Origin of the sequence: Aromatoleum sp., assembly GCF_035254505.1 — a bacterium.
Lineage (GTDB): Bacteria > Pseudomonadota > Gammaproteobacteria > Burkholderiales > Rhodocyclaceae > Aromatoleum.
Genome location: NZ_DATFAO010000108.1, coordinates 21,197 through 31,709, shown reverse-complemented (window position 1 = coordinate 31,709; position 10,513 = coordinate 21,197). Strand labels below are relative to the sequence as shown.

11 protein-coding genes and 1 tRNA gene are annotated in these 10,513 nt (G+C 65.7%); 10 read left to right on the top strand and 2 right to left on the bottom strand.

All coding sequences use genetic code 11. From position 1 onward, the window contains the following. A partial coding sequence (locus VJ673_RS23680; protein WP_414635687.1) for a pantetheine-phosphate adenylyltransferase occupies nucleotides 1–235 on the top strand: 235 nt, incomplete at its 5' end. Nucleotides 236–258: 23 nt separating this feature from the next. Beyond that, entirely contained in the window at nucleotides 259–513 is a 255-nt protein-coding gene (locus VJ673_RS23675) for a YfhL family 4Fe-4S dicluster ferredoxin (RefSeq protein ID WP_324128647.1), read from the top strand. Between the two features lie 67 nt (nucleotides 514–580). Here the strand turns inward: VJ673_RS23675 and VJ673_RS23670 are convergent, their stop codons facing one another. Next, nucleotides 581–2,551, bottom strand: coding sequence for a dynamin family protein (locus VJ673_RS23670; protein ID WP_324128646.1), 1,971 nt, complete (start codon nucleotides 2,549–2,551; stop codon nucleotides 581–583). 137 nt (nucleotides 2,552–2,688) lie between these two features. Then, the gene (mutM, locus tag VJ673_RS23665; protein ID WP_324128645.1) at nucleotides 2,689–3,504 is read right to left on the bottom strand and encodes a bifunctional DNA-formamidopyrimidine glycosylase/DNA-(apurinic or apyrimidinic site) lyase; all 816 of its coding nucleotides are present in this window, start codon (nucleotides 3,502–3,504) and stop codon (nucleotides 2,689–2,691) included. Between the two features lie 212 nt (nucleotides 3,505–3,716). Between mutM and VJ673_RS23660 the strand changes: the two genes are divergently transcribed. From VJ673_RS23660 to ychF, 8 genes are all read left to right on the top strand, one after another. Continuing rightward, entirely contained in the window at nucleotides 3,717–5,498 is a 1,782-nt protein-coding gene (locus VJ673_RS23660; protein WP_324128644.1) for a tetratricopeptide repeat protein, read from the top strand. Continuing rightward, entirely contained in the window at nucleotides 5,495–6,079 is a 585-nt protein-coding gene (gene lolB, locus VJ673_RS23655; protein WP_324128643.1) for a lipoprotein insertase outer membrane protein LolB, read from the top strand. The genes VJ673_RS23660 and lolB overlap by 4 nt, the downstream gene beginning before the upstream one ends. Continuing rightward, entirely contained in the window at nucleotides 6,061–6,915 is an 855-nt protein-coding gene (gene ispE / locus VJ673_RS23650) for a 4-(cytidine 5'-diphospho)-2-C-methyl-D-erythritol kinase (protein ID WP_324128642.1), read from the top strand. The genes lolB and ispE overlap by 19 nt, the downstream gene beginning before the upstream one ends. Nucleotides 6,916–6,933: 18 nt before the next feature. Further along, a tRNA-Gln gene (locus tag VJ673_RS23645) sits at nucleotides 6,934–7,010 on the top strand. Nucleotides 7,011–7,085: 75 nt separating this feature from the next. Further along, the gene (locus tag VJ673_RS23640) at nucleotides 7,086–8,036 is read left to right on the top strand and encodes a ribose-phosphate pyrophosphokinase (RefSeq protein WP_324128641.1); all 951 of its coding nucleotides are present in this window, start codon (nucleotides 7,086–7,088) and stop codon (nucleotides 8,034–8,036) included. A 79-nt stretch (nucleotides 8,037–8,115) separates the two neighbouring features. Next, entirely contained in the window at nucleotides 8,116–8,718 is a 603-nt protein-coding gene (locus tag VJ673_RS23635) for a 50S ribosomal protein L25/general stress protein Ctc (RefSeq protein ID WP_324128640.1), read from the top strand. 48 nt (nucleotides 8,719–8,766) lie between these two features. Next, nucleotides 8,767–9,387 (top strand): aminoacyl-tRNA hydrolase, encoded by a 621-nt coding sequence (pth, locus tag VJ673_RS23630; protein WP_324128639.1) that lies wholly within the window; start codon nucleotides 8,767–8,769, stop codon nucleotides 9,385–9,387. Continuing rightward, on the top strand, nucleotides 9,384–10,475 hold the full coding sequence (gene ychF, locus VJ673_RS23625; RefSeq protein WP_324128638.1) for a redox-regulated ATPase YchF: 1,092 nt from the start codon (nucleotides 9,384–9,386) through the stop codon (nucleotides 10,473–10,475). The genes pth and ychF overlap by 4 nt, the downstream gene beginning before the upstream one ends. The last annotated feature ends 38 nt before the right edge of the window (nucleotides 10,476–10,513 follow it).

Sequence of the window (10,513 nt, the reverse complement as noted above, 5' to 3'; positions counted from 1 at the left end):
CGCACGCCTTATACTGCGCGGTCTGCGGGCGGTTTCCGACTTCGAATACGAATTCCAGCTCGCAGGGATGAACCGAAAGCTCTTCCCCGACGTCGAAACAGTGTTCCTGACGCCGGCGGACGAATATATGTTCATCTCCGCTACGATGGTGCGCGAAATCGCCCGTATGGGAGGCGATGTCAGCAAGTTCGTGCAGCCGGCGGTCTACGAGCGTCTGCTGCAGAAGTCTCTGTGAAGTGTATTACGAGGAATTGAAAGATGGCTTTGATGATTACGGACGAATGCATCAACTGTGATGTGTGCGAGCCGGAATGCCCCAACGGTGCAATCTCCCAAGGGGACGAGATTTACCAGATCGACCCGAACAAGTGCACCGAATGCGTCGGCCACTTCGATGAACCGCAATGCCAGCAGGTCTGCCCGGTCGACTGTATTCCGATGAATCCGGACGTGGTCGAGACCAAGGAACAGCTGATGGAAAAGTTCCACCGCCTGACGCTGGCCAAGGCCTGATCGCGTTCAGGCGCGGGCACGAGCCCGAAAAAAAAGGCGGACCGCGGTCCGCCTTTTTTGTCGTCGGTCAGGCAGCGCGGTCGCGCACCGCCTCGGTCTCGTCACTCAGCGCGTCACCAGCGCCCAGCGCCGCACGGATCGATGCTTCCAGCTCCGCCAGCTCATCGAGCTGCGCGAGCATCGCTGACTCCGCCTGTTGCAGTTCACCGACTCGCTCCTCCAGCGTATCGGTCGCCTGGTGGATGCGCTTGACGCTCTCCAGCCGCCGCTTCAACTGCAACTGGTATTCGCGCACCTGGGTTTCCAGCGGCGACATCACCGCGCGCAGCCACTGCTCGACGTCGCGGTTGGCCATCTCGAAAGTGCGACGCGCCTCCACGGCGACCGTCTCGAAGAACTTCTGAGTCAGCGCATGCTTTTCGGTCGTCACGAGCGACAGCGCCGAATTGACCTGCCGGTTGAAGGCCTTCTCCAGCCGGTCGAGCTCGCGCTCGTAACGCAGTGTCGAGAAGGCCTCGGGCGTCGTCAGCTTGAGACCGTGCTCGACGCTGAAACGCTTGTACATGCTGTCGAGCATGCTGGTGATTTCGGTGATCTCGTCACCGGAACGCGCGAGATTGCCGCGCAGGTGCTCGAAGAAGCTCTCCATCGCCTGGCGCAGGCCCTTCGTGAAGGTCGACTCCAGCATCGCCTCGCGCGTGCGCCGCGTCTCGTTGCGCAGCGCGTCCATGCCGAGGTGCGCGAGCAGGCTGTTGGTCAGCGTCGAGAAGACACTGCGCACTGCGTAGTACTTCTGCAGCCCCTGCTCGAACTCGCTCTTCTCGTTGCGGATCTTGCGCATCATGTACTCGATGACGCTCTGGTTCTTGCCGCGCAGGTCGGTGAGCTCCTGCAGCTGCTCGCGCAGACCGGTGAGCCGCGCCTCGAGCAGTTCGCGCGTCTGCGCGATGATGTCGTCGGTCTCCGCGAGCGTGCTGTCGCTAACGATCTCCTGCTTGGTCGGCAGCAGGTCCTGGGTCAGCGCCTTTTCCAGTTCTGCGACACGGCTGCGGACGACCAGCCCCGCGTCGCCGCTGATCCGTCCGACGAGCCCCTTCTGCGCCGACACCGGAAACACCGACCAGGTCGGAATCTCGAGCGTCTCGGACACGGTCGCGATCTGGCGCGTGATTTCCGCCTCGATCTGCGCGTCGTCCCGCAATCCGTCCCACAGCCCGTCGATCTTGTTCAGCACCACGAGACGCCCGGTCTTGCGCTGCCGGCCGGTCTGCACGTACTCGCGCCACACGGTCAGGTCGCTCTGCGTCACGCCGGTATCGGCCGCGAGCACGAAAAGGATGGCGTGCGCGTTCGGCAGCAGCGAAAGCGTCAGTTCGGGCTCGGCGCCGATCGCGTTGAGTCCCGGCGTGTCGAGCACGACCAGGCCCTGCTCGAGCAACGGATGCGGAAACTGGATCACCGCGTGACGCCAGCACGGAATCTCGACCGTGCCGTCGGCCGCCGGCTTGAGCCCGTTCTCGCCCTTGTCGTCGACGTCGAAGCCGAAGCGCACCGCGTCGTCCTTGCCGACGCGTTCCGTCTCGCCGACGCGCGCGAACGCCTGCTGCAGGCTCCCGAGCGAATTCGCGTCGAGCGGCAGCACGGTCCATTCTTCCTGGTACTGCTTCAGTTCGCTGACGCTCGCATGCGTCGCGCGGGTGCGGATCGGCAATAGCCGGATTTCGGCGCGCGCGCCGGCATTCCACTGCAGCTCGGTGGGGCACATCGTCGTGCGCCCGGCGCTCGACGGCAGCACGCGATCGCCGTAGTCGGCGAAAAAGATCGCGTTGATGAGCTCGGACTTGCCGCGTGAGAACTCGGCGACAAAAGCCACGGTGAGCTTGTCGTCACGCAAACGATCGAGCACATACTGCAGGCGCAGATCGCCCTGCACGTCGCCGACTTCGTTGCGTGCGAGCCACTGCCGCAAACGCCCGACGGCCGAGGACGCGCCCGCGCGCCATTCGCTGTAAGCCGAAAACTGGTCCAGAAGAGTCATGAGCATCTCCGCCCGCGTCCGGCCGATCCGGATGCGACGATATGTAACGTCGCCAGCATAACCCCGAATACCCCTGCCTCCAATCCGTGTTCAACGCAGTTCGACCGACGGCAGGGTGGCGGCGATGAACGCCCGGGTCAGCGGCGCTGGCACTTCGGACAGAAGAAGGTCGAGCGCTGGCCGACGACTGCCTTGACGACCGGTGTGCCGCAAATCCGGCACGCGAGCGCATCGCGCCCATAGACGAAGTAGTCCTGCTGGAAATAACCCTTGCGCCCGTCGCCGCCGACAAAATCCCGCAAGGTGCTGCCGCCGGCCGCGATCGCCAGTTGCAGCGTCTCGCGCACGGCGTCGACGAGGCGCGCGATCCGCCGCGGCCCGACTTCGCCGGCCGGCGCCAGGGGATGGATACGCGCGCGGAAAAGGCTCTCGGACGCGTAAATGTTGCCGACCCCGACCACTCGGTGGCTGTCCATCAGCGTCTGCTTGATCGGTGCCCGCAGGCCCTTTAACTCCCGCGACAGCCACGCGCCGGTGAATTCGTCCTCGAGCGGCTCGATGCCGAGCCCCGTGAGCAGGGGATGCGCCAGCCCTTCGCCGGGTTGCCACACGACGAGGCCGAAGCGGCGCGGATCCCGCAGCCGCAACGCCGCGTTGCCGAAGACGAGGTCGACATGGTCGTGCGTCCCCGGCGGCTGCGCCGGATCGACCACGCGCAGGCTGCCCGACATGCCCAGATGCACGATCACGCTACCACTGGAAAAATCCAGCAACAGATATTTCGCGCGGCGGCGCACACCGACGAGTCGCTCCCCCTCCACCTGTTCGCCCAGATCGGGCGGCACCGGCAAGCGCAGGCGGCCGTTGCGGACGTGCACTGCGGTGAGCACGCGGTCGCTGATCGCCGGACGGATGCCGCGGCAAGTGGTTTCGACTTCGGGCAATTCGGGCATTCGGGTCACTCACTTCTATTACAGGACAATGCCATCGACCCGCGATTGTGGCGGCGCGCTTGCCCCAGCATCGTGAAACTGCATAACATGGAGCGAACGCAATCGATTTCAGGCCTTCTAACGGATGACCGTCCCCGCACTGCGGCGAACCCTGCACGCAGACGAGCCAGGCGGACTTGAAACTTCGCGCCAATCCCTACCGGCCAACACACATGAATCGTACCTTTTCCAAGCTCGCCCTGAGCATCGGCCTCCTCTTCGCGGCAAACCTGCAGGCCTTCGCCGCACCGCCCGCGAAGCCGTCGAAGCACGCACCCGCCGCGCCTGCTGCCGCGCCGGCGGCGCCCGCGGCGAGCTCGGAGGCCGCTTCTACTCCGGAAGCAGAAGCCGTCCCAACCGAAGACGGCCTGACAGCGCGCGTCCTCTACACCTTCCTGCTCGCTGAGATCGCTGGCGCACGCGGTCAGGTCGACATCGCGGCCCAGGCCTACGCGGACCTCGCGGAGCGCACACGCGACCCGAGAATTGCCCGTCGCGCAGTCGAGGTCGCCCTGTTCGCGCGCAACATGCAGGCTGCGACGACGGCCGCGCGGATCTGGGCCGATACCGAACCCGGCTCCGACGAAGCCCAGCGCGTGCTCGCCAGCCTGGTGGCGGGGGGCGATGCCCAGATCGAACAGGTCGAGGCCCAGCTCGCACGCCTGCTCGCGCGCTCGCCCGATCACATCGACAATCACCTGATGGGCCTGAACCGCGCCTTTTCCCGGATCTCCGACAAACAGGCGGTCCGTGGCGTCATCGTCCGGCTCACCGAGCCCTACATCGATCACCCCGAAGCCCATTTCGCCCGCGCGATCGCAGCGGTCACTGCGGCAGACGCGGACGGCGCGATCGCGGCAATCGACGTTGCGCTGCGCCAGCGTCCGGACTGGGAGCCCGCCGTGCTGTTCAAGGCACAGGTCCTGTCGCAGTCGGGCGCAATGCAGGACGCCGTCAAGCTCGTCAAGGACTACGCCGACCGTCACCCCGACAGCCGCAGCGCGCGCCTCGCGTACGCTCGCGCCCTGGTCTCGCAACGCGACTTCGACGGCGCGCGCAAGGAATTCCGCGCGCTGCTGGCCGCCACGCCCGACGACACCGACCTGATGTACGCGATCGGACTGCTGTCCGCCCAACTCGAAGACTACGACGACGCCGTGACGCTACTCGAACGCGCGCTCGCCGGCGGCCACAGCGAGGCGAACGGCATCCGCCTCAACCTCGGGCAGATCGCCGAGCGGCGCGAGGACCTCGAGCGCGCCCTGCGCTGGTACGGCTCGGTCGAGCCGGGACGGCACTACGTGGAAGCGCAGCTGCGCATCGCCGCCACGCTCGCCCACCAGGGCAAGCTGCAGGAGGCGCGCGACCGCCTGCGCGCAGTGAAGGCCGACGACGACGACCGCAAGCGCCTGCTGCTCGCCGAAGCGCAGCTGCTGCGCAACGCGGGCCAGGTCGAAAACGCCTTCCAGGTGCTCGACGACGCGTTGAATGCCACCCCCTCGGACAGCGACCTGCTGTACGAATCGTCGATGCTCGCCGAATCGCTCGGCAAGCTCGACTTAATGGAAAACCGGCTGCGCAAGCTGATCTCGCTCTACCCCGACCACGCCCATGCCTACAACGCGCTCGGCTACTCCCTCGCCGATCGCGGCGTCCGCCTCGACGAAGCGCAGGCGCTGATCTCGCACGCGCTCGAATTGACGCCGAACGACCCGTTCATCCTCGACTCGATGGGCTGGGTGCAGTTCCGCCGCAGCGACCTCGACGCGGCCCTGAACAACCTTGAACGCGCCTACGGCATGCGTCAGGACCCGGAAATCGCCGCCCACCTCGGCGAAGTCCTGTGGTCCATGGAACGCCGGGGCGACGCATCGCGCGTGTGGGACGAAGCCTTGAAGGCCAACCCCGACAATGCGGCGCTGAAGGAAGTCGTCCAGCGGCTGCGCGGCAAATGATGCACTCCCTGCTACGCCGGGCGACGAGTGTCGCGCTCGTCGCGCTGGCGCTGTCGGGCTGCGCGGTCGCACCGCAGGCCCCCCAGGTCGCCGCCGTGTCGCGCAAAAGCGTGTCGACCTTCGAACTCGACGGGCGCCTCGCCGCCAGCGACGGCCAGCGCGCCGCCAATGGCACCGTCAGCTGGACTCACTCGCCGCGCTCCGACACCTGGACCGTCTACAGTCCCCTCGGACAAGTCGTTGCCCAGCTCGTTGCCACGAAAAGCGGCGCGACCTTACTCACCGCCGATGGCCAGATGCGCCAGGCCGCAGACGCGAACACCATCCTGCCCGAGATGCTCGGCGTCTCCGCGCCGCTCGAGGGGCTCGCCGATTGGGTCCAGGCCGCGCCACGGCAAGGCGCTCGCGTCCTCACCCTCGATGAAGCCGGCCGGCCGGCGCGCATCGCCGACGATGGCTGGATCATCGACTACCCCGAATACGCCGACACTTCCGCCGAAGCACCACCCCGCCGCATCGACGCCGCCTGGGGCGACACCCGGATCCGCCTGATCATCGACCAATGGACGCCACGCCCCTGACCCGCCTCGACAACTGCCCCGCCCCGGCCAAGCTCAACCTCTTCCTGCACGTCGTCGGCCGTCGCGCCGACGGCTACCACCTGCTGCAATCGGCTTTCCGCATGCTCGACTGGTCCGACACGCTGTCCTTCGCCCTGCGCGAGGACGGCCTCGTGCGCCGTGTGACCGAGGTGCCGGGCGTGCCGGAAGAACAGGACCTCGTCGTGCGCGCGGCCCGACTGCTGCAGCAGGCGACGGGCACCCGCCTCGGCGCCGACATCACGATCGACAAGGTCCTGCCAATGGGCGGCGGGCTCGGCGGCGGCAGTTCGGATGCGGCCACGGCGCTGATCGCGCTCAACCGCTTGTGGAAGACCGGGTTCGACCGCGAAGCGCTAGCCCAGCTCGGGCTCAGGCTCGGCGCCGACGTCCCCTTCTTCATCTTCGGCCACGACGCCTTCGTCGAGGGCATCGGCGAAAAGATGCAGCCGATCGAGCTTCCGCCGGCCTGGTACGTCGTTGTCGCGCCCCCCGTCACCGTCCCCACGGCTGAAATTTTTTCGTCGAGGGAGTTGACGAGAAATACGGAACCCGTCAATATTGCGGTCTTCGCAGCAAGCGCAACACGGAACGATCTGCAGGCAGTTGCCTGCAAACTGTATCCCGAGGTTGGCGCAGCAATCGATTGGCTGGCGCAGTTTGCGCCCACACGAATGACCGGGTCTGGCGCTTGTGTGTTTGCCGAGGTTGGCGGCGAGATGGAAGCGGACGAGATCGTAAAGTCCTGCCCGACAAGTTTCAGGGCATGGAAAGCGAAGAGTCTGACGGAACATCCGCTAACCAGCTGGATCGATTGAGCAGCGAATCGGTTTCGTTGGGGAGTCGCCAAGTTGGTCAAGGCACCGGATTTTGATTCCGGCATTCGAAGGTTCGAATCCTTCTTCCCCAGCCAGCATCTCTCGGGCAGGCCTCGCGCCTGCCCGAGTCGTTTTTACCCTGCCATCCTATCGGCATCGGAGATTCGGACATGGCCTACGGCAGCCTGATGGTCTTCACCGGCAACGCCAACCCCAAACTTGCGTCGGACGTCGCACGCAGGCTCGGGATTTCCCTCGGCGCGGCAACGGTGGGCCGCTTCTCCGACGGTGAAGTCAACGTCGAGCTCCTCGAGAATGTGCGCGGCAAGGATGTCTTCATCCTGCAGCCGACCTGTTCGCCGACGAACGAAAACCTCATGGAACTGGTGGTGCTCGTCGATGCGCTCAAACGCGCCTCGGCCGGCCGCATCACCGCAGCACTCCCCTATTTCGGCTACGCCCGCCAGGACCGCCGTCCGCGCTCGGCACGCGTGCCGATCACCGCAAAAGTCGTCGCCAACATGCTCCAGGCCGTCGGCGTGCAGCGCCTGCTGACGATGGACCTGCATGCGGACCAGATCCAGGGCTTCTTCGACATCCCGGTCGACAACGTCTACGCCGCCCCCGTGCTGCTCGACGATCTCGACAAGCAGAAGTACGACGACCTGCTGGTCGTCTCGCCCGACGTCGGCGGCGTGGTGCGTGCGCGTGCCTTCGCGAAACGCATGGAATGCGACCTCGCGATCATCGACAAGCGCCGCCCGAAGGCCAACGTCTCCGAAGTCATGAACATCATCGGCGAAGTCAAGGATCGCACCTGCGTGATCATGGACGACATCGTCGACACCGCCGGCACGCTGTGTAAGGCCGCGACCGCGCTGAAGGAACACGGCGCCCGCCGCGTCCTCTCCTACTGCACCCACGCTGTGCTGTCGGGTCCCGCGGTCCCGCGCATCTCGGACTCGGACCTCGACGAACTCGTCGTCACCGACACCATCCCGCTGAGCGACGAAGCCAAGGCCTGTCCGCGCATCCGCCAGGTCTCGGTCGCCTCGCTGCTCGCCGACACCGTGCTGCGCATCAGCAACGAAGAGTCGGTCAGCTCGCTCTTCATGGAATAAGATTCGCGCCCGGTGCGAGCCGGGCGCACCACGGATCCGCCTGGTCGCGGGCGGATCGATTCAACCCAGGAGTCTCACAATGCAAATCGAATTCAAGGCCATCAAGCGCGTGGAACAGGGCACGGGTGCGAGCCGCCGCCTGCGTCGCGCTGGCCAGATCCCCGGGATCATCTATGGTTCGGGCGAAGCTCAGGCCATCTCGCTGGATCACAACGAGCTGTACCATCTGCTGCGCAAGGAAGCGTTCCACGCCTCCGTGCTGTCGATCGAACTCGACGGCGCCAAGCAACCCGTCGTGCTGCGCGACGCGCAATGGCACCCGTTCCGCCAGCAAGTGCTGCACCTCGACTTCCAGCGCATCGACGCCAGCCAGAAGATGCACCTGAAGGTGCCGCTGCACTTCGTCAACGGCGACCTGAGCCCGGCCGTCAAGCTTGGCGGCTGCATGATCTCGCACACCGTCACCGAAACCGACATCGAGTGCCTGCCGGGCAACCTGCCGGAATTCCTGGAAGTAGACCTGAAGGGTCTGGAAGCCGGTCAGTCGATTCATCTGTCGCAGATCAGCCTGCCGGTCGGCGTCGAGGTCGTCCACCACGGTGAAGGCGACCCAGTCGTCGCGACCGCGCTGATCGTCAAGGGCGGCGCCGCCGAAGAAGAGGAAGGCACGGCTGCTGCCTGAGGTATCGCCTCAGGCCCAGCTCGCCGTGACGCAGGAGGAGGCTGAACGATGACCGCTGTCGCACCGCGCCTCATCGTCGGCCTCGGCAATCCCGGCGGAGAATACACCGAAACCCGGCACAACGCCGGGTTTTGGTTTTGTGAGCGGCTCGCCGATAAGCTCGGTGTGCGCTTCAATCACGAATCCCGTTTCCATGGTCTGCTGGCCAATGCGCGCGATGCCGGCGTGTGGCTGCTGATGCCTCAGACCTACATGAACCGCTCCGGCCAAGCTATCGGCGCGCTGGCGCGTTTCTACCGCATCACTCCGGCCGAGATCCTCGTCGTCCACGACGAACTCGATATCCCCCCGGGTCAGCTGCGCCTGAAATTCGGCGGCGGCCTCGGTGGCCACAACGGCCTGAAGGACACCTCGGCCCACCTGAACACCAACGACTACTGGCGTCTGCGGATCGGCATCGGCCACCCGGGCGACCGCAACGAAGTGGTCAATTTCGTGCTGAAACCGGCGCGCCGCGAGGAACAGGAGCTGATCGACGAAGCGATCGATCGCGCCCTCGCCGCCTGGCCGACGGTCGCACGCGGCGACTGGACCACCGCCACCAACCGACTCAATGCCCGCCCGGCCGCGCCGAAGCCGGCCAAACCCAAGGACGAATCGCGCTCATGAGCCTCAAATGCGGAATCGTCGGCCTGCCCAACGTCGGCAAGTCGACCCTCTTCAATGCCCTGACGAAGGCCGGCATCGAAGCGGCCAACTACCCCTTCTGCACGATCGAGCCCAATGTCGGCATCGTCGAAGTGCCGGATCCGCGCCTCGCCGCGCTGTCCGAGATCGTCAAGCCGCAGAAGATCCAGCCCGCGATCGTCGAGTTCGTCGACATCGCCGGCCTCGTTGCCGGCGCCTCCAAGGGTGAAGGCCTGGGCAACCAGTTCCTGGCGAACATCCGCGAGACCGACGCGATCGTGCATGTGGTGCGCTGCTTCGCCGACGACAACGTCGTGCACGTGTCGGGCAACGTCGATCCGCTGCGCGACATCGAAGTCATCGACACCGAACTCGCGCTCGCCGACATGGCGACCGTCGAGAAGGCCGTGAACCGCTACAAGCGCCCCGCCGCCGCGGGCGACAAGGAAGCGAAGATCCTCGTTGCAGTGCTCGAAAAGTGTCTCGCCCAGCTGAACGAAGCGAAGCCGGTACGCGCGCTCGACCTCAGCAAGGAAGAATGGGCAGCCATCAAGCCCTTCTGCCTGATCACCGCGAAGCCCGTGCTGTACGCGGCGAACGTCGCCGAGGACGGCTTCGCCAACAACCCGCATCTGGACGCCGTGCGTACCCACGCCAAGGCGGAAGGTGCCGAAGTCGTCGCGCTGTGCGCCGCGATCGAAGCCGAGATCGCCGACCTCGACGACGCCGACAAGAAGGATTTCCTGGAGTCGATGGGCCTTGAGGAGCCGGGCCTGGACCGGCTGATCCGCGCCGGCTACACGCTGCTCGGACTGCAGACCTACTTCACCGCGGGTGTGAAGGAAGTACGTGCCTGGACGATCCACGTCGGCGACACCGCACCGCAGGCCGCGGGCGTCATCCACACTGATTTCGAGCGCGGCTTCATCCGCGCGCAGACGATCGCCTACGAGGACTTCATCGCCTACAAGGGCGAAGCGGGCGCGAAGGAAGCCGGCAAGATGCGCGCCGAAGGCAAGGAATATGTGGTCCGCGACGGCGACGTGCTGAACTTCCTGTTCAACGTCTAAGCGTACGCTTCACAAGCAAAGGCCCCGCCGGTAACACG

Excerpts from the sequence above, each read along its gene's own strand:
- VJ673_RS23675 (WP_324128647.1), top strand. The coding sequence starts at position 259 with ATGGCTTTGATGATTACGGACGAATGCATCAACTGTGATGTGTGCGAG.
- pth (WP_324128639.1), top strand. The coding sequence starts at position 8,767 with ATGACCGCTGTCGCACCGCGCCTCATCGTCGGCCTCGGCAATCCCGGC.
- lolB (WP_324128643.1), top strand. The coding sequence starts at position 5,495 with ATGATGCACTCCCTGCTACGCCGGGCGACGAGTGTCGCGCTCGTCGCG.
- VJ673_RS23670 (WP_324128646.1), bottom strand. The coding sequence starts at position 2,551 with ATGACTCTTCTGGACCAGTTTTCGGCTTACAGCGAATGGCGCGCGGGC.
- VJ673_RS23660 (WP_324128644.1), top strand. The coding sequence starts at position 3,717 with ATGAATCGTACCTTTTCCAAGCTCGCCCTGAGCATCGGCCTCCTCTTC.
- mutM (WP_324128645.1), bottom strand. The coding sequence starts at position 3,504 with ATGCCCGAATTGCCCGAAGTCGAAACCACTTGCCGCGGCATCCGTCCG.
- ychF (WP_324128638.1), top strand. The coding sequence starts at position 9,384 with ATGAGCCTCAAATGCGGAATCGTCGGCCTGCCCAACGTCGGCAAGTCG.
- VJ673_RS23635 (WP_324128640.1), top strand. The coding sequence starts at position 8,116 with ATGCAAATCGAATTCAAGGCCATCAAGCGCGTGGAACAGGGCACGGGT.
- VJ673_RS23640 (WP_324128641.1), top strand. The coding sequence starts at position 7,086 with ATGGCCTACGGCAGCCTGATGGTCTTCACCGGCAACGCCAACCCCAAA.
- ispE (WP_324128642.1), top strand. The coding sequence starts at position 6,061 with ATGGACGCCACGCCCCTGACCCGCCTCGACAACTGCCCCGCCCCGGCC.